Here is a 25,360-nt window from a genome sequence, read left to right as displayed (position 1 = left end):
GATTGCATTGGATAAATTGTCGCGCCTACGATGCAGGGCGACCGTAAAAAGGATGTGACATCCGTTCGATTTCAGTTTCCTGTCGCAGCTACCGACTGCCCTCGGGGCTCTGGTGCCAGTGTCCACTCCCCCCGCCTCTTCGGGTTTTCCAAAGCCAAGCACCGGGAAACGTGTTAGCCCTTCGTCTTCCGCTGAAGGGTGATGTTCAGGGGCCCGCAAAGAGCGTTCACCTGCCCCCTTTGGCTTTCCTTTTCGATACCGGACCTCTCCCTGTGACCGCAGCTTTCAACAAAGGCGCAGGCCTTCGCCCCAACATCATCGGCAGTCTGTGGATGGTGGCCGCAATGGCCGCCTTTGCGTTCGAAGATACGTTTGTGAAACAGGCCGCGACCCAGTTGCCTGTTTCGGAAATCCTCGTGCTGTTCGGTGTCGGCGGAACCCTATGCTTTTTTGGCCTTGCGGCCGCCAGGGGAGAAAAGGTTCTGAAACGGGACGTTTTCTCGCGGGTCATGCAGGTGCGTTTCGCCTTCGAGCTCGTCGGCAGGCTGTTCTATATCCTGGCCCTTGCGCTGACGCCGCTCTCCTCGACCACGGCCATCCTTCAGGCCACGCCGATATTCGTCGTATTGGGCGCTTCCCTGTTCTTTGGCGAGAAGGTCGGGTGGCGTAGATGGACAGCGATCTTCATCGGTCTTTTGGGCGTGCTGATCGTGCTGCGCCCGACGAGCGACAGCTTCTCCGCACTTTCGCTACTGGCCGTCATCGGCATGCTCGGCTTTTCCGGCCGTGACCTGGCCAGCCGTGCCGCGCCTGCAACGCTCAGCACCAATATTCTGGGGTTCTACGGGTTTCTGACAATCATCATCGCAGGGCTTGTCTACGGCCTTTGGGACCGTTCAGCCTTCGTGGTGCCAGGAATGACTTCAGCTGCGGCGCTTGGAACTGCAGTCTTTTGCGGCGTCTTCGCTTACGGCGCGCTGATGAAGGCCATGCGCACAGGCGAAATCGCCACCGTCACACCGTTCCGCTATTCGCGTCTCCTGTTCGGCGTCCTGCTGGGGACCGTCTGGTTCAACGAGCGGATCGATGCACCTATGCTGGTCGGATGTGCCGTCATCGTGGGATCGGGACTGTTCATCCTCTGGCGTGGCAACAAGGCAAAGACCCGGCGCAGTTGAAAGCAAAGCCTGCGTTCGGACGCTTATCCAATTTCACGCAAGGCCTGCAGCACCTGACCGGCAGCGCCATTGGCACGGCTTGATGGAAGGCTCCACAGGCAAATCTGCCGGTGCAGCGGAACCGACGTTGAAAAGGGTGCCACCAGAGCGCCCGCCGCAAGCTGTTCGGCAACAAGCGCGCGATGGGCCATCAAGACCCCTGCCCCGTTGAGCGCTTCTTCCACGGCCAGGGCATAAAGCGAGAAGACAGGGCCGCGTGGCGCAAACCCGGCGCCCGGCAGCACATGATCAGCCCAAAGCCGCCAATCGTCCGCCCAGGCCGTATCCGTCAGACAAATCGCCTCTTTCAGATCACTTGGCTGACTGAGTTTCCTGGCAAGTGCCGGGGTACAGACAGGCAGCAACGCGTCGCCTGAAAACGCGATCCCGTTTTCAGGAACAGTTTCGCAATAAAACAGACAGAGATCGAAGGGCACGCGTTTCAGGTTCGGCGGTGTTTCCAGAGCCGTCACCGAGATGTCGATCCCGGGCAGCTTCTTGCGTAGCGTGGGCAGCCTGGGCCCCAGCCAAAGCTGGGCGAGTGCCGGCAAGGCGGCAATGTGGATCTTGCCGGGTGCAGCGTCGCGCCTCAGATCGCGCACGGCTGTCCCCATCTGGTCGAAAGCCGCAACAAAACCCGGCAGCGCCCGCTCACCCGTGGCTGTCAGGCGCACACCCTTGGCGTAGCGCACGAAAAGGGCTGCGCCGATCTCCTGTTCCAATGACTTGATCTGTGCCGCCACGGCTCCCGGCGTAACCTGCAGTTCGGCAGCTGCCTGCGCGAACCCGCCGAGGCGTGCCGACGCTTCAAAGGCCCTCAGCGCATTCAGCGACGGCAGTCTGGGCACAGGTGGAGATACGGACATCTCGAGCCTCAATTTTTCTAGCCCTTGAATTTCTAAAAACTGATTTGCACGAACGCAAGCGCAGAGGGACACTTTGTTCAAATCGAACCGGAGTTCCGACATGAGCGCACAAGACAATTGCCCCTGGCTTCCCGATGTGGCTGCCAACCGTATCGACAAGATCACCCAGGCAACCGCGTCTCTCGGATCCGAAGCGCTTGCCGCGCGCGTCGAAGCGCTTGCCGAGACCAACAGGTCCATTCACGAGAAGGACTGTTTCAACCTCAATCCGGCGACCAACGTGATGAACCCGCGCGCCGAAGCCTTGCTGTCGAGTGGCATGGGGTCCCGGCCTTCCCTCGGCTATCCGGGTGACAAATATGAAATGGGCCTCGAAGCCATCGAGGAAATCGAGGTGATTGCAGCGAACCTTGCCTGCGAGATCTTCCAGTCGGCCCATGCGGAAATCCGGGTTGCCTCCGGTGCGCTGGCAAATCTTTATGCGTTCATGGCAACGACCAAACCGGGCGATGCCATCATCGCCCCTCCGGCGTCCGTTGGTGGCCATGTCACCCATCACGCACCAGGGTGTGCCGGTCTTTATGGTCTGGACATCCACGAGGCACCGGTCGATGCCGACGGCTATACGATCGATCTGGAGGGCCTGCGCGCCCTGGCGCTGAAGGTCCGGCCGAGGCTGATCACCATCGGGATGAGCCTCAATCTATTCCCGCACCCGGTGAAGGACATTCGTGCCATAGCCGATGAAGTCGGTGCCTTTGTGCTGTTCGATGCCGCCCACCAGTGCGGCATGATTGCCGGCGGAGTGTTTTCAGACCCGCTGTCGGAAGGCGCGCACCTGATGACCATGAGCACCTACAAGAGCCTGGGCGGTCCGGCCGGCGGATTGATCGTGACCAATGAACAGGATCTCGCCCGAAAGCTCGACGGAATTGCGTTTCCGGGGCTCACCGCCAATTTCGACGTTGCGAAGTCGGCGGCACTCGCCATCACCCTGCTGGACTGGCGCGACTACGGCCAGGCATATGCAGCCGAGATGGCGGCAAGCGCGCATACGCTGGCCGATGCCCTTGCCGCGGAGGGAATGCCGGTGTTCTCCACGGTAAAGGGGACAACCGCGTCCCACCAGTTTGCGCTGGAGGCAGCAGCCTTCGGCGGCGGCCAGGCGGCCTCGAAGAAGCTTCGTCAGGCCGGATTTCTGGCATGCGGCATCGGTCTGCCGATTGCGCCCGTTGATGGCGACATGAACGGGCTCAGATTCGGAACTCCGGAACTGGTCCGATGGGGCATGACGAGCGCCGACATGCCGGAACTGGCCAGGCTGATAACCGAGGCCCTGCGTTCGAACGATCCGCAGGCAATGGCCGAACGTGTCTCCAAGTGGCGGCAGAGTTTCGATACGCTCCACTTCATCCGCTCGTAAAATCGACGCCCGACCTGAAGCGCGGCAGTTGATGGTTCAATGCAGCGCGTCACGGCTCAGCCTCAGTTGCTTCGCCGCCCCAGCACAAGCCCGGTGATGAAAGGCAGCAGCAGCACCATTCCGGTGAAGCGTGCGATCTGGTGAGCGGCGACGAAGGCCGGGTCGAGATCCAGCATGAAGGCGAGCAGTGTCATCACCTCCAGGCCGCCGGGCGCATAGGCAAGCAAGGCCTGGCCGAACGGGATATCCACCATTTCGGCAACCATCCAGGCCCCGGCAAGCGACGTCATAAACGCCGCTGCGAAGGCCGCGATGGATGCGCCGAGGACGCTGACGAACTGGCGGAGCGTCATATTGCCAAACCGGCAACCGATATGGGCGCCCATCATCACGAAACACGGCAGCACGATGTAAGTCGGTAGAACGAGCACCAGCAGACCCGACGCATTGAGACCTGCGCTCATGAAAAACGCGCCCGTCAGTCCACCGCCTGGCACCCTGGCCTTGACCGCAAGCCAGCTTGCAGCCAGGCAGAGCGGTATGCCGATCAGAAAATCCCAGAGACCGGAGACATAGACCGCGCTGCTGCCGATGCCCGTCGGTTCCGCGGAGGAGACGACGGCAAACGGCAGAACCGCTACCAGAACGAACAGACGCAGCGACTGGCTGGAGGCAATGCGGGGAAGATCCGCGCCCCTGTCCGTGGCAAGGGCGATAACATAGGAGAGAGCCCCCGGGATCGCCCCGAAGAAAGCCGTTTCCTTCGACCATTTCGCGCCGTAGTGCAGCACCGCGTAACCGGCAAACGTGACAGCCACCATCACCGCCAGGAGCATGGCCATGGACACCGGCCACTCTGCCACCCGCTCAACGATATCCGGATGAACCCCTGCCCCCATGGAAATGCCGATCATGATGAAGAGCGCATCCCGCAGCGGGACCGGCATAAGCGTTGGCACCCGCGCCAGGGTCGCAATGGCGACAAAGACCATGGCACCGGACAACCATCCTGCTGGCAGCCCGAGCAGGTTGAACACCGCTCCCCCGGCAGTCGCGACGAGAAGCGTGACCGCCAGTCTTCCGGCGGCAGATTGAAACGATATGTCAGGCATCAGGACCCATTGAGCTTGGCAAGGCTCCTTGAGCTATAAATGGATTGATCGGCCAGCGCATGGTTGATTGCATGGATCAACATGTACGAGGCGAGTTTTTTCAGCCGGTTGTCCCCGGCAACTGAGCAGGACGGGGCTCTGTGAAAGGTTTACCCTCAATTCCTTCCAGTTCACAGGCCTTGCATACGGCCGGACGCGTTTCCAGCCTCTCAAGAAGGGCACGCAAATGCGGCGTTGCCTCCAGAGACCACTTGCCCTCATTGCGATAAAGCTGCGCCCATCTGGCGCAAGCAGCAACATAGTGGTCCAGAACAGAAAGCGCGCCTCCCAGCAGAAAGGGACCGCCCTGCGCGGAGAGTTCAGCTTCGAGATGCCCGAAACTGCCGGTGATCCGGCGGATCAGACCGGCATGAAGGCTCGCCGCCACCTGCGCTTCGGGAACGTATCTTTCGGGCTTGAAGGAAATCCGCAGGTCCGAGTGCAACGTGTTTGACAGGAAGAACAGCCACTTCAGGAACCGTCCGCGGTCAGGAGAGGCAATAGCCGGCGCGAAATTTTCGTGCGTGTCCGCCAGATGCAGGACGATCGCCGCTGTTTCGAACATGGGGCCGTCCTGCCCGGGCACTTCCAGAACCGGAATCAGGCCCTGTGGATTGAGCCGCCGATAGGCATCGGAGTTCTGCTGCGAGATCAACCGGTCGACGGGCGCATAGTCATAGACAAGACCGAGTTCTTCCAGAACCATCCTGACGATGAAATTGGCGCTGTCCGGAGAGCCGTGCAGACGATATCGCTCAGGAGAATCGGGGAAACGTTTTTCTTCGGCAAGGGGTGGCAAGTCGGTCACGCCGGATCATTCCTTCGGTTTCATCGTCATCCCTACCAGGGACTTGAGCGATATCAAGGCGCGATCCCGGACCGGACGGTTAGATCGCCACATGATGAAAGATCCGCTCTCTTACGCCATGCGCAACGTACCGCGCTACACCAGTTATCCGACAGCACCGCATTTTCATGACGGCGTAACGGCCGGCGTCTATGCGGACTGGCTCAAGGCGCTGTCGCCGCAGGATTCGCTCTCGCTTTACCTGCACGTGCCCTATTGCCGTGAGCTCTGTCATTATTGCGGCTGTCATACCAAGGCAACGCGCCAGGACGCGCCGCTCAAGGCCTATGCCGCGATGCTCGGGCAGGAAGTGAACCTGGTTGCCGAGCACATGCAGCAGGCGGGTCCTGTCCGCCATATTCATTGGGGGGGCGGCACTCCCAGCCTCCTGCCACGCGAGAGCCTGATCGACCTGACCGGACTGATGCGTGTCAATTTTGATCTTGCGCCGGATCTGGAACACGCCATCGAGCTCGATCCGAGGCTGGTGACGGACCGGCTTGCCGAAACGCTCGCCATCATCGGCGTCAACCGGGCCAGCCTTGGCGTGCAGGATTTCAATCCTGACGTTCAGAAAGCCATTGGCCGCATACAGCCCTACAGGGTCGTCAAGCAGGCTGTGGACTTCCTGACAGAGGCCGGGGTGACCGCGCTCAACTTCGACCTGATGTATGGACTGCCTGGCCAGTCGCCGGAAACGATTCTCGATACGGTGGAAAAAACGCTCTCGCTGTCTCCAGGCCGCATTGCCCTGTTCGGCTATGCCCATGTGCCCTGGATGCGGAAGCACCAGCGCCTGATCGACGAAAGCACCTTGCCGACCGCCGCAGAGCGGCTGGCTCTTGCGGATCTTGCCCGCGCCGAATTGTTGAAGGCCGGGTATATCGCCATAGGCCTCGACCATTTCGCCCGTCCGGACGACAGCATGGCCATTTCCCTTTCGGACGGATCCCTGAAGCGCAATTTCCAGGGATACACAACGGATCAGGGAGAACAGCTGATCGGATTCGGCGTCTCTTCCATCGGACGGCTGTCTGCTGGCTACGTTCAGAATGTGTCTGATGTCGGCAACTGGCGCCGGGCTATCATGTCAGGCGAGTTGCCGGTCACGAAAGGATTGGCACTTTCCGCCGACGACCGCCTGCGTGGACGGATTATCGAAGAGCTGATGACCAACTACGCTTGTGATCTTGCGCCCGCCTGCCGGGACTACGGCCTGCCTACCAGCCACCTTGCAGATGCTTTCGACGCGTTACAGGATCTGGTGTCTGATGGTTTGGTCCGGCTGGATCCGGACACTGAAACCGCCAGGGTTGAAGTGACGGAGGCCGGGAGACCCTATGTGCGCCTCGCCGCCGCGGCGTTCGACGCCTATCTGGCGGCAAGTCAGGCAAGCGGGAAAGCTCGCCATTCTGCCGCGGTTTGAACAACGAAGCCCCAAGCTGGACGAGTTTGGGGCTGGACCTTGGGGCTGGTCGGTTCCTGATGCTAGACCAGACGCCACCAATCTGGAAGGGACGACCAGCCACAAAAAAGGCTGCGAAAATCGCAGCCCTTTGAAATCGACGATCAAGCGGTGTTCAGTGCATACCGGTCATCTGACAGAGGCCGCAGACCTTGTTGAGATGGATCCGGTCTGCACGGTCAACGCGGATAACGTCCCGGCGCTTCAGATCGGACACCACGCGGCTGACCGTCTCGATGGTCAGGCCGAGATAATCGGCAATTTCCTGCCGGGTCATGTGCAACCGCAAATCGAAGCCGTCGTCACTTTCGTCGGTCGGACCGACGCAACCGACGCCGCCCCGCTCCGGGACAAGATGCATCAGGAAGCTCGCGACCCGCTCGACGGCAGACTTGCGGCCGAGCAGAACGGCATGTTCGTGAAGCACGTGCATCTGGTTGGTCAGGCATTTGGTGAGCGTGCGCTGAAGCGCATCGGACCGCTCAACCTGCCTCAGGTCGATTTCCTGAATATCGGCATTGGTGAGTGTTTCGGCGGTGCAATCGTATTCGTCGCCGCCGGCGAGACCAAAAATATCACCGGGTCGAAGAACTTCGACAACCTGGCGACGCCCGTCCGGCAGCAGCTTGTAAAGCATCACCGAGCCCTTCACCAGCTCGTACAGCCGCTTGGCGGAATCACCTTCGTAGTAGATCACCGCATGGGTGTCGTACTGCACGGACTTGCCGCCGAAGTCTGAAAATGATGTTTTTCTGGGTGTGCAGACCGGCGCGCCCGTCATTCTCGGTGCAGCTCCCTGGCCGGGGGTACCCGCGTCGAAATAAGCCATATGTCCCTCCTTCGTGCCTGAAGCACGGCCTTCATTTGCTACGTTGGCGATTGGTCTTTTTCCCTGGCGCGTTCCTGTCGCGCCTCTGGCAAGATCGACCGCTGATTGCAGATGCCCCGTCCGACACCTGGTAGCTTGCGGGGTGCACTCTAGAACGCGGATAGCAGGGAATGAAATTCGGTCGACTGCGTAAGATAAACTACATATGAGCCGTAACGCCGCAGCCGACGAAGGTCTAAGTTATTGAAGAGTCAGCACGAGCGGCACAGGCGTGCGCGCCCAAAACGCGCCATGAAACTTGGCGCTCCGGACCTGAAATCCGGGAAATTTCAAAAGGGATTCCGGACGAACAGCATCCTCAAACCATGGCCTTGGGAGCCATGGCCGCAGTCACCATGTCAATCGACAACGGCTTTCGCAAAACCGTCAGGTCCGGAAGCTCCCGAATTTGCTGCAGGAGATTCACTTTCGACTTGCCGGAAATGGCAAGGATGCCCGGAGGCGCCGGTAGATCCATAAGCTCGCGGACGACCTCTGTACCGCACCTGTCCGGAAGTCCGATATCGACAATCACCCAGTCGTCTGAACTGGGTGCGGCGCTGGCGAGAAAACTCTCTGCGTCCTTGTAAGTGACTGAATGATGATCGAAATCCTCGAGCGCGATCGCCAACGCATCGGCAACTGCTTCATCATCTTCAACAATGTGAACAACCACGAAAGTAGATCCTCAAAGCCTGCGGACATGCAGTCTGTCTCTACTTATACGCCATAAAATGCATACCGGCTGTACGCAGAAATACGATTCGGCCTTCACATGATGCCGAAATGCCGTCCGGCAAATCGAACGGCCTGACCTTATCCGGCTGACGGGTGACCCAGAACGATACGGACAAGATCGGCCGCATTACGCGCGCCGAGCTTTTCCATAATCCGCGCCCGGTGCACCTCCACCGTTCTCGGACTGATGCCAAGAGTGCGTCCAGCTTCCTTGTTGGAAGCTCCGTCCGTGATTTCCTTGAGGACCTCAAGTTCCCGGCGCGTCAGAAGGTCCGCACCCTGGAAAGACGCCGGCACAACGTCGTCCTGCCGCTGCCTTGTGATGGCGATGCTTTCCTTCACCCGCTCCAGAACGGTCTCGGCGGAAAACGGCTTCTCGACAAAGTCGAAGGCCCCATTGCGGATGGCTTCGACTGCCATGGGAATATCGCCCTGCCCGGAGATGATGAAGATCGGCGCCGGGTAGTTTTCCGCGTTCAGTGCCTTGAGGATCTCGATGCCCGACCGGCCCGGCATGTGAACATCCAGCATGACACAGGCCGGCACGGCCTTGCTTGCGGACTGAATGAACGTGTCGCCGTCCGAGAAAGTTTCGACCACATAGCCTTCCATATTGAAAAGCACCGACAACGCGTCGCGCACCGCCGGATCGTCATCAACGATGTAAATGGCCTCCGCGTCAGCTTTTATGTCCATCACTTCCTCAACTTATCTTCTGCCGGATCCTGAGATTCGGCTTTTTCTGAAACATCATCTTCGGGCGGGTCTATTGGCAACGACAACAAGAAGGAAGCCCCGTGTCCATTTGCGGCCTGCTCCAGCCGCAAATCACCGCCATGATTTTGCGCTATCGAACGGGATATTGCCAAACCCAGGCCGACCCCCTTGTGTTTGGCCCCTGTAAAGGCCCTGAACAGGTTGTTGACCAGTTCCTCAGGAACCCCCGGACCATTGTCCGTGACACGGAATTCCAGTCGATCGCCATTGCAGCACACAGAGAGCACCACCATGCGGTCGGCCTGATCGCTGACCGCTTCGCGCGCGTTGCGCAGAAGATTGATCAGGATCTGCCGGATCTGCACCGGATCGGCCATCAGCGGCGGCAGCCCCTCCGCGATCTCCGCCTTCATGATCGACCCGCCCTGACCACTGCCGAGTTCGGCCATTTCCAGACAACTTGCGATAAAGTCCCGGACTTCGATGGCCTCGCGATTGGGCGTCTTTTTTTCCACCAGTTGACGCATGCGCTGGATGATTTCTCCAGCCCGCTCGGCTTCGCGCACCGCCTTGTCGATAACCTCGATGATGAAGGGATCCAGGGAATTGTCGGCCCGGGTCTTGCGCGATACGGACTGCAGATACAGCAGAACGGCTGTCAGAGGCTGGTTGAGCTCATGCGCGATTGCAGCTCCCATCTCGTCCAGAGCGCTGATTCGGGTCATGTGAAGAAGCTGCGCCTGGGTTTTGGCCAGCCGGTCTTCCATCTGTTTGCGTGAGCGCAGGTCGCGCAGAATGCCGATGAACTGGCGCCCGGCCGGCGTCCACGCCTCCCCAACGGATAATTCGATGGGAAAGACCGTGCCGTCCTTATGGCGGGCCTGCACCTCGCGGCCGATTCCGATGATTTTCTTGTGACCGGTGGTGAGATAGTTGTTCACGTAGTGGTCATGCGCGTGGGCATATTCATCCGGCATGATCCGATTGACATTCCGTCCCAGAAGATCCGCCGCTTCATAGCCGAACAACCGTTCGCAGGCCTTGTTGAAGGCCAGCACCTGAGCACGGTCGTTGATGACAATAATACCGTCGGCAGCGGTATCGAAAACACTCGCAAGACGCGCTTCCGTTACGGCTGCATTGTCATCATCCTTGTCTGAAATGCCGTCCCGCACTATCCCTGCACCCAAATGACCCCCATGTACTATCTAGGTTTAGGGGTTTTCCCGTAGGCCAGCAACCCGTTTGCAACCTAAATCTCTGGTATCCAAGTGCCAATTCGACGCACCGCTTCCGTTAGGTGATCTTCGCGCCGGGCATAGCATAAGCGCAGGTAGTGTTCGCCGCCTTTTCCAAACGCCGTTCCAGGTGCCAGACCCACGCCTGTCTGGCGAACGAGGTCCAACGCGAACTTGCGCGTATCCGTGACGCCCTCAACCGAAAAGAACAGGTAAAATGCGCCGTCGGGCGGCAAAACCTTCACGCGATTCAGCCCCTTCAGACCCTTGAGAACACACTCTCGTCCCCTGCGGGCCCGCTCAACCTGTTCTTGCAGGAAGCCGCGCCCCTCAGTCAGTGCGGCAACGGCACCCCACTGCGAGAAAGCAGGAACACCGGAGGTTGAATACTGGATCAGATTTTCAAACACCTGGCCCAATTCCGGTGGAGCGGAAATCCAGCCGACCCGCCATCCGGTCATGGCCCAGTTCTTGGACATCGAGTTGACGAAGATGATTCGGTCATCGTCCTCGGCGATGTCATAGAATGACGGCGCGCGCGGCCCCTCTCCGTAATAGAACAGCGCGTAGATCTCATCGGCGATGATCCAGAGGTCACGCCTGCGCGCAAGCTCCAGGAAGGCCTTCAATACGTCTTCATCGGCCACCCACCCTGTCGGGTTGCAGGGGGAATTCAGAAAAAGGGCGGTCGTCTGCGGCGTAATGGCAGCTTCAACATCTTCTATCGCCAGTCTCCAGCCATCTTCCTCCTCGCGCATCGGCACACTGACCGAACGCGCCCCGTGAATATCGATGGCTGCTGAAATGTTCGGCCAGGCCGGCGTCGGCACGATCACCTCGCTCCGCGGTCCGGCAACAGCCTGTACGGCGAGTTGGATGGATTGCATGCCCGATCCGGTCACATAGAATCGCTCCGCGGAGAACGGCTTGCCGTAAAGATCCTGGTGATAGGCGGCCAAGGCTTCGCGCAAGGGCGGAATGCCGCGCTGATAGGTGTAGAAGGTTTCGCCCCGGTCGAGAGAGGCTTTTGCCGCTTCGCAAATGAACCCGGGCGTCGGCAGATCACCCTCGCCTGCCCACAGCGGGATCAGATCTTCCCGCTCCCGACCGGCATTGAACACTTCGACAATACCGCTTTCCGGCGCATTTCTGGCTTGCGGGCTCAATCGCTCGATCAGGCTGGTCACTTTGGGAGTCCTTCTTTGGCAGGTCGCGCAACCATATCGTGTTTGCGCATATATCTTTCATGAAAGGATTTGAAGAAGACTTCACTGATGGTGATCAATTCAAACATCCGGGCGAAGCTGTGAAAGAGTGTCAGTCGCAAGGTGAATAGACAGATCGGCCTGGCTGTGGTCGGATCGCAATAGGCAACCCGGCTTTTTGCCGTGAAACAGGTCCGAGCTGTCCCGGCAAGAGGCGGCCGGAACCTACGCCGCTCGGGAGGACGGTTAGCAGATCATGCTGCATGGATGGCTCGTGATACTGGCCGCAACGGCCTACATCCTGTGCTTGTTCGCCATCGCCAGCTTCGGCGACCGTATGCCACGCCGGTATACGTCCCGTACCGGCGGCCGCCCGTTCATCTACGCCCTGTCTCTGTCGGTCTATTGCACCTCCTGGACCTTCTACGGCTCGGTTGGTAACGCCAGCCGGACCGGCTTTGAATTCCTGACGATCTACATCGGCCCCTTGCTTGTCTTCGCGCTCGGCTATCCGCTGCTGCAACGGATCATCCAGATCTCCAAGACCGAAAGCATCACGTCGATTGCCGACTTTATCGGCGCGCGCTACGGCAAGAGCCAGTCGGTCGCGGCGCTGGCCACGCTGATCGCGGTGATCGGCGTCATTCCCTACATCGCCCTGCAGCTGAAAGCCGTCTCGCTGTCGATCACCACCATGATCGGCCCGTTGATCTCGCCAGGCGACATCTTCACGCCCGTGTTCGACGACGTCACGCTGCTGATCGCCCTCGGCATGGCCATTTTCAGCTGGGCGTTCGGGACCCGGCACATAGACGCGACAGAGCACCAGGAAGGGTTGATGCTCGCCATCGCCGCCGAGGCGGTGGTCAAGCTCGTTGCCTTTCTTGCAGTCGGTTTCTGGGTGACCTATTCGCTGTTCGATGGCCCGGTCGACCTGATCCGCTCCATCTCGGAAGCACCTGAAGTCTCCCAGATTTTCGAAAAACCGCTGAATACCGGCAACTGGCTCGTGATGTCCTGCCTGTCGGCCTTCGCGGTTCTCATGCTGCCGCGTCAGTTCCACGTCACGGTGACGGAAAACAACTCCGACGCCGAGCTGCGCCGTGCAACCTGGATGTTCCCGCTCTATCTGGTGTTGATCAACCTGTTCGTGATGCCGATTGCAGCGGCCGGCCTGCTGCGCTTCGGACAGGACATCAATCCGGACACATTCGTGCTGGCGCTGCCCATTGATGCTGGACATCCCTGGCTTGCGCTCTTTGCCTTTATCGGCGGTCTGTCCGCTGCAACGGCCATGGTCATCGTCGCAACGGTTGCGCTGGCCATCATGATTTCCAACGACATTGTCGTGCCGCTGCTGCTGCGCCGGCACAGCGAGGACGACATTGTCAACACCGGCGGCCAGGACATGAGCGACAAGTTGCTCACGATCCGGCGCCTTGCCATCTTCGGTATCCTTCTGCTGGCCTACGCCTATTACAAGGCGGCCGGCAACACTGCTGCCCTTGTGTCGATCGGTCTCCTGTCGTTTGCCGCAATCGCCCAGTTCGCGCCCGCGTTCGTCGGCGCCCTGTTCTGGCGCCGCGCCACGTCCTTGGGCGCCATCGCCGGTCTCAGCGGCGGGTTCGTGTTCTGGGCCTATACCCTGCTGCTGCCAACCTTTGCCAAGTCCGGCCTGATTTCGGACGGGTTCCTGGAAACCGGACCGTTCGGCATTGCCCAACTGAACCCGCAGGCGCTGCTTGGGATCAACATCGATCCCTTCATCCACGGAACGCTATGGAGCCTCATCGTCAACATCATTCTTTTTGTGGGTGGCTCCTTCCTAAGAAAGCCGCTGCCTGCGGAAACGCTTCAGGCCAATGTCTTCGTGCCGGCGGAATTCGCGCCCTCGCCCAGTCTGCGGTACTGGCGCACGTCGGTGACCGCAGGAGACCTGCAGGCGACCGTTGCACGTTATCTCGGTGAAGAGCGTACCGCCCGTTCCTTCCGCCGTTTCACGAGTGAGCGCGGCATCGAACTTGATCCGAAAAGGTTGGCGGATGCCAACCTTCTGCGCTTCTCCGAGCAGCTTCTGGCGAGCGCCATCGGCGCGGCCTCCTCCCGCCTGGTGCTGACCTTGATGCTCAAGCGGCACGACCCCTCGACAAAGGGCGCAGTGAAGCTGCTCGATGACGCTTCGATTGCCATTCAGTACAACCGCGACCTGCTGCAGACGGCCCTCGATCAGGTGCGCCAGGGCATTGGCGTGTTCGACCGGGACTTGCGTCTGATCTGCTGGAACCGGCAATTCCGCGATCTGCTTGGACTGCCGGCCGAATACGGTCAGGTGGGCACGACACTGGATGCGATCCTGCGGTTCAACGCCGAGCGGGGGGTGCATGGCCCCGGGCCAGTGGAAGCGATTGTCGCCGACAGGATCGAAAAGCTTGTTCTGATCCAGGAAACCTTTCAGGAGAAACTGGAATCGGACGGAACCGTGTTCGAAGTCCGCATCAGCCCAATGCCCGATGGCGGCATCGTGACCACCTACACCGACATCACCGAGCGGGTTCTGGCGGAAGAAGCGCTCGCCCGTGCCAATGAAACCCTGGAACGCCGGGTTCGGGAACGCACGGAAGAACTGACCCACGTCAACGAGCGCCTGGTGGAAGCCACCCGCGCCGCTGAAGAAGCCAATATCGGCAAGACCCGGTTCCTGGCCGCAGCCGGTCACGACATCCTGCAGCCGCTCAACGCCGCCCGTCTCTATGCCTCGGTTCTCGTGGACAAGGTGAAGGACGGCGAAGACGGCGCACTGGTCCGCAATGTGGAAATGGCACTGGAGTCGGTTGAGGATATTCTCGGCGCTGTCCTGGACATTTCCCGTCTGGACACCGGGGCCCTGAAACCGGAACCGACAGTATTCCGCCTCGATGAACTCTTGCGCGGGATCGAGCTCGATTTTCAGCCTGTCGCCAAGGAAAAAGGGTTGGAACTGCGGATCGTGCCGACGTCCCTTTCGGTGCGGACAGACCGGCGGCTGCTGCGTCGCCTGCTGCAAAACCTGGTATCGAACGCTCTGAAATACACGCAGCAGGGCCGTGTTCTGGTCGGCTGCCGGCGGCATGGCAACCGGGTTATCGTGGAAGTTCACGACACGGGCATGGGTATCCCGAAAAGCAAACAGAAGGCAATTTTCCAGGAGTTCCACCGGCTGGACGACGGCATGCGCGTTGCAAAAGGCCTTGGGCTCGGATTGTCCATTGTGGAGCGGATCAGCCACGTTCTGAATCACCCGGTGATGCTGCGCTCGGAAGCCAACAGGGGCTCGTGTTTTTCGGTTGAACTGCCGCGGTCAGCAGATATGCCGGATCTGGTTGCCATCCCTCAAGCGCCTGCCATTGCTGGGCAACTCGACGGCTTGTGTGTGGTTGCCATCGACAACGAACCGGACATCCTGAGCGGGATGCGTCATCTGTTGACGAACTGGAACTGCAAGGTGATCGCGGCCGCAGATGACGTTGAAGCAGCCAATGAGCTGAGCAAGGCCGGGCTGACACCCGATGTCATTCTGGCGGACTATCACCTGGACAATGGAACAGGTATCGAAGCGATCCTGAAACTGCGGTGGAAGTTCGGACGCCAGATACCGGCGATCCTGATCACTGCCGACCGGAGCCGCCCTGTGCGCACCGAGGCGGAGGAAAAGGACATCGCCTTCTTCAACAAACCCTTGAAGCCGGCAGCGCTGCGTGCCCATCTGGCGCGCTGCCAGGCAGGCCAGGCCGCCGAATAGGCTGGTCGCAGGGTTCGGTCGAAAAGACTGTCCGCCCCAAACGCATCAGGAAACGGAGCGAAGTGCTCCGGGATCCTTCGGCGCAGTGCTCGGGGACCGGTCCAGCCAGTCCTCCTTGCGGATCTGGGCGACCCGCATCGGATTAGGATCCGGCCTGCCGAAGAAATAACCTTGCATGGTATCGCAACCGAGTGTGCGCAACGCCTCCACCTGAAACTGGCGCTCCACCCCTTCCGCCGTCACCTCAAGGCCGAGGTTATGCGCAAGTGCAATGACTGCCGAGATGATGGCAAGGCCATCGCTGCGTTCACCGATCTCGTCGACAAAAGACTTGTCGATCTTGATCTTGTCGAACTTGTAATGCCGCAGATACGAAAGCGATGAGTAACCCGTGCCGAAGTCATCCAGCGCGATCCGGATGCCGAGGTCACGCAGCTTCTGCAGCTTGATCGACGCGGTGCCAAAATCGCGCAGGAACACCGATTCCGTGATTTCCAGAACAAGCCGCTCCGGTGGGAACCCCGTCTCCTGCAGCACACCGAGGATCTGTTCCACCATGTTCGGATCCATGAACTGAACAGGCGATAGGTTAACCGCGACACTCTCCAGCTCCGGACATTGTGCGGCGGCCGCACAGGCCTTCTTCAGAACCCAGTTTCCAAGCGGCAGTATCAGGCCGGCATGTTCGGCGATCGGGATGAACACATCCGGCGGCACCTCTCCGCGCACGGGATGCAGCCAGCGAACCAGAACCTCGCTGGACACCACCTCGCCGGACCGGGCATCCACGATCGGCTGAAAATCGACGTTGAGCTTGCCATATTCAAAAGCCTCGCGCAGGTCGGCTTCAAGTTCACGGCGCTCACGGACCTCACGCTCCATGTCCTGTTCGAAGGCGAGCGAGCGACCCCGGCCACCTTCCTTTGCCTTGTAGAGCGCGATGTCGGCCTTACGCATCAGGTCATCGACCGTGTCCTTGCTGTCGTGCAGGCGTGTGAAGCCGACCGTGGCACCAATGGCGAAGTCGCGGCGGCCGATGCGGAAAGGCTTGCGGGTGGCGGCAACAAGTTCTTCGGCGAATGCCAAGGCCGCCTGATCGCTGACGAAGCGGCCGAGTGCGGCAAATTCGTCGCCTCCGAAACGCGCCAGCATCGTGTGGCCTTCGCCAAGGGCCGTAAAGCGACTTGCGACCTGGCGCAGCAACTCGTCGCCGGCCGGATGGCCGCTGGTGTCGTTCACCACCTTGAAATTGTCGAGATCGATCAGGAACAGTGTCAGGGTGTTCTGACCATTCTGGTTCTGCTCTTCCAGCTGTGCCTCGGCCTGCTTCAGGAACCAGCTGCGATTGCCGATACCCGTCAGGGAATCGTGCTCGGCGAGATGCGAGACCAGAGAACTCGCCCTGTGGGCGTCGGTAATGTCCGATGCCACACCGTGATAACCGGTGAAGGACCCATGGTCGTCGTAGACCGGGCGTGCCGCAAGCGACCACCACCGCTCCTCACCTTTGACATCCACCCCGATGGCGATTTCGCGGAAGGCCTGCTGGCGCGTCATGGCGTTTTCCAGCGCTGCCACCGCGGCCCGCGCATCGCTCTCGTCCAGGGAATACGCCAAATCAACCATGCGCAAGGTTTCCAGCTCCGCCCTGTCACGGCCGCTGGCATGCAGAAACCGATCGGAAATCGAGTGCAGAACGCCTTGGCTGTCTGTCTTCCAAAGCCAGTCGCTCGACTTTTCCTCAAACTCGTTGAGTAGCAGGGCAATCAGTTCGCCGCGATGCTCCAGCTCTGCTTCGGCAAGGAAGTGCGAAGCGAACAGCCACGCTGCGGACGCAACACTGCCGATCACCACAAGCGTGTAGCTGCTCAGCAGGAAGAACAATGGCCACAGCTCCGCGCTGCGTCCGATTGCGAAGGACATGAGCGAGGCAACGAACAGGATGGCGACCCAGCGGAACGCCGCCTGAGGGACCGTTGCCAGCGCAAACCCGCCACCGCAAAGCATGCCGGTCGTCAGGCAGGAGGCGATCCAGATGCCATCCGGGTCACCATAAACAAAGGCGGCAATCGGAACGGCTGCCCACAGGGTGCTGAAGATCGTCGCATGCATGACGGCCTTGTTCAGAGACCGCCGCGACGCAAGTTGAACCGGTAATTTTCTGGCCTTCAGCCATTTGAACAGGGTAAGGCACAAAAACGTGCCAATCGCCACGAGCCAGACAGCAATCAAGCTCATTGGCATGAAGCTTCGGAACGTCAGCACAATGACGAGCACGTTGACGACATTGGCCAGTACGATGAAGGGCGTCAGGCGCGCGATACTTGCAATTTGTGCGGCGCGGACCTTGCGGGCCAGAAGCTCGTCAACGACCGGATGTCCGAACGCAAGCATGAGCGCCCGGATGGGATTGGCCTCCCGCTGGCCATTCCCAAGCCCGCGATCGGAATGGAAATCCGCTTTCAGCTGACGACCGGGCAACAGAAAGGCCATTCCGATCAGTTGGAAGATCAGTCGCCAATTGAAGCTGAGCCGCATTTTGTCCCCGGGTCGTTGCTCGCACTGTGCGTGGCGTCGCCCCGCGACAACGACGGATACAGCCATACCCTGAAATTCCGGTAAAAATGCAGGTCAGGATTCAGCTATGTTTTTGCAATTCTGACTGGAAAAATGCCGACTTGCCACGCAATTCCGCAACCGGAGGGATAGCTTCGGGTCACGCCAAACGACCAGAAGTCAGCCAGCCAAGAACCCGCCTTCACCGCAGAAAAGGCCTGCCGAAACGTAAGTGGATCTGCGCTTTATTGCGCCTGAGCGGCCTCTGTTGTTTCTCCACCGAGCTGCCATTGTCCGGCTTCGATCTTGGATGCCGCGATGACAGCCTGTGTTCTGCTTTCCACGCCGAGTTTTTGCAGGATCGCGGAAACATGTGCCTTTACGGTTGCCTCCGAAACTGACAGTTCGTAGGCGATCTGCTTGTTCAGAAGGCCTTCGGACAACATCATCAGGACCCGCACCTGCTGGGGTGTGAGGGTTGCAAGGCGCTGTACCAGATCGCCGCTGCCATCATCGGCGGCAAGATCCACGTCCGGCGGGGTCCACATGTTGCCCGACATGACTTCGGAAATCGCTTCCCGGATAACATCGATGCCGTGGGACTTGGGAATGAAGCCGGATGCGCCGAATTCAACCGCACGCCGGATGGCTTGCGGATCTTCGTTCGCCGAAACCACCACCACCGGAACGCCGGAATATTGCGCTCTCAGATACATAAGCCCGGAAAAGCCGCGCATGCCCGGCATGGACAGATCCAGCAGAATGAGATCCACCTCGCCATCCTGTTCCAGATTGGCCGTAACGTCCTCCAACGCACCGGCTTCCTCGATCACTGCATCCGGATATTGCGTTTCGAGCGTTTGACGGAGGGCACCCCGGAACAGGGGGTGATCGTCCGCGATAATGAACCGATACGATGTCGCCGACACGTTGTTAATCCTCCCTCAACGGTCCGTTTGGCCCGCAGGGTCCGCCTGAGCCATGCGGTGCTGACTGACATGCAGTCACCGCTCGCTTCTTGGTTTTTCGGCGAAGCCCCGTTGTTGCGGCCATCTTAAAGTATGTTTGCAACATGGGTTGCGCGCAAGTCAAACCATGCTTTTGACCAACCCTGTGGAATCGCTCGCAACCCCGATGCAACCAGAATGGCAAACAGCCTACCCCTTCCAGTAAGAAAGAAGGAAGGCTACAACCAATCGCAATCATCAACCTGAAGTTTAAAAAAATTCCCCGTAGTTGAAATTGCGTTTCTTCTTACTTCCCCAACGTTGCTCAAGATAATTTTCCACAGTCTGCATTTTTTGTTGATAATCAAATCAAATACAGCAACAAATGATGCACCGAATACACATCACATAATCGAAATCGCTGAGTATACGAACCCAATATGACAATTCAGGCAACGCTGTTTTCATTTGTGAACCGCTGGGAATGTGACGAAAATGATCATTTAAATGTCCAGTTCTACTTCAGTCGTTTCGAAGAAGCAGACCGCCAGTTCCGTCTGCTAAGCGGATTAAGCGAAACCATCGTCGGGGCTCGTCGTGTGCGCCACGTGCGCTACCACAAGGAAATGCGAACGGGAGACCTGATCACCGTTCATTCCAGCATCGCCTTTGACGGACCGCATATGCTGACCGTCATCCACGAGATGCGCGACGGGGCCACGGGCACACTCACCGCGACCGCGCTCGACGGATATGAACCTAGCGCCACCGCCGCCAAACCCCTGCGTCAGCGCTTTCGCGACTTCCAGTCACCTATGATTGCAGAGGCAGGGCCGAGAGGAATCACCGCCGCCCCTGCAAATGCGCGCGCGACGCTTGCCGCCCTTCAGGCCAAGGGGGCGCAGATCGTTTACCGGGGAACCGTGCTCCCGCGCGATATCGGCCCGGACAGCAAGGCCGATGACAGGTTTGCCCTGTCCTGCTGCACGGACGGCGTACCCCACGTCTGGCAACGCACGCCCATGACCCACAGCTATCTGACGGAAAACGGGTACGGCCGGGTGGCTGTCGAAATGAAACTGACCTGGCTAACGCCTCTGAAGACCGGCGATGCAATGCTGGTCGTTTCTGGCTTTACCGGCGTCAGTCCCAAGACATTCTCGATGCGCCATCATCTGTTTGAAACGCGGACGAACCGTCTGGTCGCCGTGCTGGATGTTGTTGCGCTGACGATGGACCTGACGAAGCGGGTTTCTGTTGAACTACCGGACGAGGCCTATCAGGCCATCAGCAAAATGCTGATCGACTGATTTTTTCGGCAGCAGAAAGCTCATTTGAAGATCGCGTATCCCGGACAGAGACACGCAATCTTTCCACCGCTCCTCTCAAGCGCTCAGTTGCCGTCGCCTTCGAAGTCCTTCTGCAGATCGCGGACCATGCCGAAAAAGCGGCGCATGGCGCTTTCGGTGAAGGTCAGAACCTTTTCGAGTTCTTCATCTTCCTCGGTCGCCGACGGGCTACGACCGCCTTCTCCTGGCTTGGGTGCCGGACGGTCGAGCGCGGAACCGGGCGGCAATTGTTTGCCGGACTTTCCGCCCTTGCCTTCCAGTTCTTCCAGGCGGGCCGTCAGACGATCCACCTCACCGGCCAGTTCGTTGATCTCCGCAAGATAGGCCTCTTCGGCCAGCGGCACCGGATTGCAGCGCCATGCATCGCTCTGTTCCTTGCAAATGGAAACAGTGCCGTTCTGACGGTCCACTCTCAGGATATCTTCATCGACTTTGACCAGTGAAAAGCGGTTCGCCTGCCCCTTCGTGACTGCGTCTGCCGTTTCAGGCGCGACCTTTTCCTGAGCGATGGCTGCCGGGACCAGAAGAACGGCCACGGCCAGTCCACGGAACAGGGGAGCCAGAAATGTGTTGCGGATCGTCATAGTGCCTCTCCGGTTGGCGGCCGTGCGTTTCCCGCATGTGGGAACAGCCCTTTCGAAAGCAGGGCAACCGTCGGCCATTGTCTCGTCCATGCGTGCCATATTTCCATGGCCAAAGCACGACTTAAGGGCGGGTTTTCAAAAACCAGTTGTCGAAACCCGGGATTATGTTTTCTCGCCCGGCAGCATTGCCTGCAGCGTTTCCAGTCTGTCGGCTTCAGCAGCCGGCTTGTCCCAGCGCAGTCTGGAAATGCGGGGAAAACGCATGGCGACCCCTGACTTGTGCCGTGTGGACCGGTTGAGGCCTTCAAAGGCGACTTCCAGAACAAGCCCCTTTTCGGCGCCGTGAACAACCTCCCGAACCGGACCAAAACGGTTGATGGTGTTGTTTCGCACGTAGCGATCGATTTCACGCAGCTCCTCGTCGGTAAATCCGAAATAGGCCTTGCCGACCGGAACCAGCTCGGCACCGGCCTCTCCGTCGCGCCAGACACCGAAAGTGTAGTCGGAATAAAACGAGGAGCGCTTGCCATGGCCGCGCTGTGCATACATCAGCACCGCATCGATCAGGTAGGGCTCCCGCTTCCATTTGAACCAAAGTCCCTTTGGCCGACCCGTGACATAGGGCGCATCCCATCGTTTCAACATCAGGCCTTCAACGGCCTCGGCATCGGCGGCCGGCAGATGGGCATGGGGTTCGGCACGCGCCGCGGTGATTTCCTCCCAACCTGTTACGTGCACCATGGGAGACAGATCGATGCTTCCCTCGGGCAGATCGGCGATAAATGCTTCAAGCGCCTTGCGCCGCTCCTTAAACGGCAACTCCCTTAAATCGGTGCCGCCGACACTCAGCAGGTCATAGGCACGGATCGCAGCCGGATACTCACGGATCAGCTTTGGACCTGCGGTCTTTCGGTTTAGGCGTTTCTGAAGATCCGCAAAGGGACGGACCTTGCCCTCCGAGACCACCAGCAGTTCGCCATCGATGCAGGCATCGAATGTCAGGAGTTCCAGAATGTCGGGAAAGGCCTTCGATATGTCTTCGCCGGTCCGGCTGAACAGACGACGCACGCGGTCTCCGGTGTCGCTCTGGCCAGCGGCTGCCTGCACGCGTATTCCGTCCCACTTCCACTCAACGGCGAAATCCTGTGCGTCCAGCAGGTCCGTATCTTTGATTTCGTCCAGAGGGTGCGCCAGCATCACGGGGCGAAATGGAGCGGGATCGGATGTATCGGGCGGACCGGACCGGCCTTCTGCCCACGCGAACAAAGCCTCATAGGGAGGCTCCAGCCCGTGCCAGACTTCCTCCACCGAGGCGACATCCAGGCCGCCGAGCCTGGCAACCGCCGTTTTGGCCAGTCTTGCAGAAACCCCGACGCGCAAACCGCCCGTCACCAGTTTCAACAGAGCCCACCTGCCGGTTTCATCCAGTGTGTCCAGCCAGTCCGTCAGCAAACCGGGTACTTCGCTCTTGCCGGCGTTTTCCAGGCGATTGACCACTTCAGACAGAGTTGGGGCTGCGTCTTGCACGGCAACATCCCCGGATGTTGCCTGCGGCCACATCAGGGAAATGGTTTCCGACAGATCGCCGACGAAATCATAGGAAAGCGCAAACAGCTCCGTGTCTGTCCGCTCATCGATCAAAGCTCTCAGGAGGGCTGGTTTGGCATTCTTGAAACGCAACCCACCGGTCAGCGCAGCCAGCGCGAAACCCCGGTCCGGATCTGCCACGTCCTGAAAATACCGGATCAAAAGCGCTTCCTTGGCGAGGCGCCTGGGTTCCAGGGAAAGCCGGTCGAGCAAATGGGAAAAGGCCTGCATGAGCGCTATACGAACCGCGAAAGGGTCCGGACTGCAAGCCCTGTCAGATTTTCTTTAGAAGGTCTGGCCGGTCACCTTCCCGGCATCCGGTCAGACCAACGGTTTTATAACGGCTGACGCGCAAGGTGGCTTGCAGCCGATCAGGCTGCGTCAGCCATGCTGCCAGCTTCCGCTCGATACTGAAGCCCGACCATGTCGTCCCTCACCCATTTGATTTCCATCGGGAACTTTTTGCCGGAAAAGTCCTCATAGGTCACCAACTGGCCTGCTCGGGCGCCATCGAAATGCATCACCCCGATGCCCCCTTCTGAACTGTTCATCAGGCGGGTCTCGATCGATTTGCCATCCTGGGTCAAAAGCGTGACGTGCTGACCCATTTCCTGCTTGCGGCTTGCCCGGCGACGCTCTTCGACGTCACGGGTCATCTCTTCCAGGAAGCCTTCAATGCCGTCGGCCATCTCGGTCGCGACCTGCTTGACCTCGCCTGCGATTGTATCAACCCTCTCCGCTTCACCGGCGGTCGTCTGGATCGCTTCGTCGACCGTCTCTGCGCTCCGGACGGCATTGCTGGTTTCGCTCGCTGCCATGGTGATGCTTTGCGAGATTTCCTGTGTGGCGACGCTCTGCTCCCCGACCGCCACGGTGATGGCGCCGGTAACTTCCTGGATCAGTTCGATCGACCCGGAAATCCGGCGAATGGAATCGACAGCCTCGTCGGTAAGTCCCTGGACGGAGGAAATCTGACTCGAAATTTCTTCCGTTGCCTTTGCTGTCTGGGTCGACAGTTCCTTGACCTCCGCCGCGACAACGGCAAAGCCCCGTCCCGCCTCGCCTGCACGCGCCGCTTCGATCGTCGCGTTCAGGGCAAGCAGGTTGGTCTGCTCGGCAATCGCACGGATCATTTCAACAACCGTGTCGATTTTTTCAACCGCTTGGGCAAGGCTGGAAACGCTGGTATCCGTGCGCTGTGCCACGCTCGTCGCCTCGTCGATAACACCGCTCGCCCGCTCGGCCTGGCTCATGATTTCCTGGATCGCCGCCGCCATTTCCTCGGCTGCTGCTGCAACCGTCTGAACGTTGTTCGATGAGGAGGTGGAAGCGTTTTTCGCTTCTGAAGCCGCAGCCGAGGCTTCCTGTGAAATGCTGCGGACACGCGCAGCGATATCCGCCATGGACGCTGTCCGGCTATCGACGTTGCCCGTCACGGTCACCATCAGCGACCGGAACTTTTCGATAAGGGCCTCGACATGGTTCTGGCGCAGGCGCTCTCGGTCGCGCTCCTTTACAGCTTCCTCTTCGAGTGCCTGCCGGACCCTTGCATTTTCCTGGAAGATGCGTCCCGCCCTGGCGAGGTCGCCGACAACGTCCTTCCGCTCGGAGAAGGGCAGCTCGAAATCAAGGTCGCCCCTTGAAATGCGAACGAGTTCGGTGGTCAGCCGTGAAAGAATGCCGTTCACCCGGCCGATCTGCCAGACACAAAGCGCAATGGTGATCAACACGACGGCCACCTTCGCGATGATGGCATTGCGCAGACGCGACGCAGCTTCCTCGGAAAGCTGCGCAGCGCGGGCCTGGGCAGCTGCAAGCATGCCAAGCGACGCTTCCCGGATGAGGTTCAACCGGTCCGTTGCCTTGCCGAACCAGACAGACCCGTCAATGCCCTGTCCGTCCTTGGTTTCGGGCAGCCCGCGCAACACCTTGCGCCACTCGATGACCTGATCGACCGACGGACCGGAAACCAGTTGCTCGTAAGCGGCCAGCTGTTCCGGTGTGGCAATCTGTTTGAAATTGCTCAAGAACGCCTGTTCAACCGACAATCTGTCGAAGTAGGCCTGAAACCTGTCTGTTGGAACCTCACCGTTGCGAGCAACGAGAGTGAACAATTGCCCGCCAATGGCGCGCTCCAGCCCGCCAGCCTCGCCTGCTTCGGTCAGTTGAACGAATGGGTGCATCTGCTCGGTATAGGCGCCGTCTTCCGTTGCCTGGGCGGCGGCCTGAACGAGCGTAATCAGATTCCTCACCTTGCCGGAGTAAAAGGCAAGAACTTCCGGGGTCGCTATGGACTTGCTGTCAACGCTCGCGCGCAGCGCCGCAATCGGTTCCATTCCGGCAGCAGCTTCCCGCGCGGCGGCAAGCAACTTCGTGTTGTCGACGGCGAAGCCGTCAACAGTCGTAACCAACTGCTCAACAGCCTCGTCCGTCGCGGCGCGTTGTTTCTGGAGAAGACCTTGCGGTTCGGGGGCGTATCCTGAGGCAATCAGCACTGCCGTGCGGCCGCGCTCCTTCTGCAATTCGTGCAGAACGGCTTCCGATTTCCTGGCCATGTCGGCGATAGGCAGAATTTCAGACGCATGCCGGCTATCCCGGTAAGCCTCTTCTATCGTCATTGCCCCAAGCACGACGAAAGCAAGCAATGGAACGATCGCCAGCAGCGCGATCTGAACTCGAATTGATTTCAACATGTCTCATCCCCAACCTGAAGATGCAATATCAAACGCAGGGGCAAGTTAATAATTTGAGTAACCTTGAGGTGAAAAATTAGGCACTATAAACCTATGGTATTATTTCCAATATTTATGCGAGCGTTCCCTGA

The 25,360-nt window shown here is 59.4% G+C and carries 18 protein-coding genes; 5 read left to right on the top strand and 13 right to left on the bottom strand.

From position 1 onward, the window contains the following. The first annotated feature begins 272 nt into the window (after positions 1–272). Positions 273–1,178 (top strand): DMT family transporter, encoded by a 906-nt coding sequence (locus tag AC2A6O_RS17900; protein WP_498929103.1) that lies wholly within the window; start codon positions 273–275, stop codon positions 1,176–1,178. 23 nt (positions 1,179–1,201) lie between these two features. On the opposite strand, the gene AC2A6O_RS17895 is transcribed toward AC2A6O_RS17900, so the two are convergent. Then, a complete protein-coding gene (locus AC2A6O_RS17895; protein ID WP_498929101.1) occupies positions 1,202–2,083 on the bottom strand; it encodes a LysR family transcriptional regulator in 882 nt (293 codons plus the stop codon). A 100-nt stretch (positions 2,084–2,183) separates the two neighbouring features. Between AC2A6O_RS17895 and glyA the strand changes: the two genes are divergently transcribed. Beyond that, complete coding sequence (gene glyA / locus AC2A6O_RS17890) at positions 2,184–3,506, top strand: serine hydroxymethyltransferase (RefSeq protein ID WP_498929099.1); 1,323 nt, start codon at positions 2,184–2,186, stop codon at positions 3,504–3,506. 62 nt (positions 3,507–3,568) lie between these two features. Here glyA and AC2A6O_RS17885 read toward each other — a convergent pair whose 3' ends face one another. Next, positions 3,569–4,618, bottom strand: a complete 1,050-nt coding sequence (locus AC2A6O_RS17885) for an AbrB family transcriptional regulator (protein WP_148584833.1) — start codon at positions 4,616–4,618, stop codon at positions 3,569–3,571. A gap of 100 nt (positions 4,619–4,718) precedes the next feature. Further along, on the bottom strand, positions 4,719–5,465 hold the full coding sequence (locus AC2A6O_RS17880) for a glutathione S-transferase family protein (protein ID WP_498929097.1): 747 nt from the start codon (positions 5,463–5,465) through the stop codon (positions 4,719–4,721). 91 nt (positions 5,466–5,556) lie between these two features. Here AC2A6O_RS17880 and hemN point away from each other — a divergent pair, with 91 nt between their 5' ends. Further along, the gene (gene hemN / locus AC2A6O_RS17875) at positions 5,557–6,930 is read left to right on the top strand and encodes an oxygen-independent coproporphyrinogen III oxidase (protein ID WP_498929095.1); all 1,374 of its coding nucleotides are present in this window, start codon (positions 5,557–5,559) and stop codon (positions 6,928–6,930) included. 154 nt (positions 6,931–7,084) lie between these two features. Here the strand turns inward: hemN and AC2A6O_RS17870 are convergent, their stop codons facing one another. From AC2A6O_RS17870 to AC2A6O_RS17850, 5 genes are all read right to left on the bottom strand, one after another. Further along, complete coding sequence (locus AC2A6O_RS17870; RefSeq protein ID WP_286192652.1) at positions 7,085–7,798, bottom strand: Crp/Fnr family transcriptional regulator; 714 nt, start codon at positions 7,796–7,798, stop codon at positions 7,085–7,087. A gap of 358 nt (positions 7,799–8,156) precedes the next feature. Next, on the bottom strand, positions 8,157–8,513 hold the full coding sequence (locus AC2A6O_RS17865) for a response regulator (RefSeq protein ID WP_148584837.1): 357 nt from the start codon (positions 8,511–8,513) through the stop codon (positions 8,157–8,159). Between the two features lie 140 nt (positions 8,514–8,653). After that, positions 8,654–9,271 (bottom strand): response regulator transcription factor, encoded by a 618-nt coding sequence (locus AC2A6O_RS17860; protein WP_148584839.1) that lies wholly within the window; start codon positions 9,269–9,271, stop codon positions 8,654–8,656. Beyond that, positions 9,271–10,482 carry a two-component system sensor histidine kinase NtrB gene (locus AC2A6O_RS17855; protein ID WP_498929092.1) on the bottom strand — a complete coding sequence of 404 codons (1,212 nt, stop codon included), beginning with the start codon at positions 10,480–10,482 and terminating at the stop codon, positions 9,271–9,273. The genes AC2A6O_RS17860 and AC2A6O_RS17855 overlap by 1 nt, the downstream gene beginning before the upstream one ends. A 62-nt stretch (positions 10,483–10,544) precedes the next feature. Beyond that, the gene (locus AC2A6O_RS17850) at positions 10,545–11,717 is read right to left on the bottom strand and encodes a pyridoxal phosphate-dependent aminotransferase (RefSeq protein WP_498929090.1); all 1,173 of its coding nucleotides are present in this window, start codon (positions 11,715–11,717) and stop codon (positions 10,545–10,547) included. Between the two features lie 274 nt (positions 11,718–11,991). Between AC2A6O_RS17850 and AC2A6O_RS17845 the strand changes: the two genes are divergently transcribed. Further along, entirely contained in the window at positions 11,992–15,513 is a 3,522-nt protein-coding gene (locus AC2A6O_RS17845; RefSeq protein ID WP_148584842.1) for a PAS domain-containing hybrid sensor histidine kinase/response regulator, read from the top strand. Between the two features lie 45 nt (positions 15,514–15,558). On the opposite strand, the gene AC2A6O_RS17840 is transcribed toward AC2A6O_RS17845, so the two are convergent. Next, positions 15,559–18,051 (bottom strand): putative bifunctional diguanylate cyclase/phosphodiesterase, encoded by a 2,493-nt coding sequence (locus AC2A6O_RS17840; RefSeq protein WP_498929087.1) that lies wholly within the window; start codon positions 18,049–18,051, stop codon positions 15,559–15,561. A gap of 263 nt (positions 18,052–18,314) precedes the next feature. Then, a complete protein-coding gene (locus AC2A6O_RS17835) occupies positions 18,315–18,998 on the bottom strand; it encodes a response regulator transcription factor (RefSeq protein ID WP_148584846.1) in 684 nt (227 codons plus the stop codon). Positions 18,999–19,456: 458 nt separating this feature from the next. On the opposite strand from AC2A6O_RS17835, the gene AC2A6O_RS17830 reads away from it, so the two are divergent. Continuing rightward, positions 19,457–20,326 carry an acyl-CoA thioesterase gene (locus AC2A6O_RS17830; RefSeq protein WP_148584848.1) on the top strand — a complete coding sequence of 290 codons (870 nt, stop codon included), beginning with the start codon at positions 19,457–19,459 and terminating at the stop codon, positions 20,324–20,326. 83 nt (positions 20,327–20,409) lie between these two features. On the opposite strand, the gene AC2A6O_RS17825 is transcribed toward AC2A6O_RS17830, so the two are convergent. From AC2A6O_RS17825 to AC2A6O_RS17815, 3 genes are all read right to left on the bottom strand, one after another. Further along, positions 20,410–20,949: a hypothetical protein gene (locus tag AC2A6O_RS17825; protein ID WP_209001130.1), complete on the bottom strand. Its 540-nt coding sequence runs from the start codon at positions 20,947–20,949 to the stop codon at positions 20,410–20,412. A 162-nt stretch (positions 20,950–21,111) separates the two neighbouring features. Beyond that, entirely contained in the window at positions 21,112–22,767 is a 1,656-nt protein-coding gene (locus AC2A6O_RS17820) for a cisplatin damage response ATP-dependent DNA ligase (RefSeq protein WP_498929084.1), read from the bottom strand. 140 nt (positions 22,768–22,907) lie between these two features. After that, positions 22,908–25,229, bottom strand: a complete 2,322-nt coding sequence (locus tag AC2A6O_RS17815) for a methyl-accepting chemotaxis protein (protein WP_498929082.1) — start codon at positions 25,227–25,229, stop codon at positions 22,908–22,910. Between the last annotated feature and the right edge of the window lie 131 nt (positions 25,230–25,360).

It is taken from the genome of Labrenzia sp. ATLA3, assembly GCF_057180185.1.
This window is presented reverse-complemented; position numbering and strand designations above follow the sequence as displayed.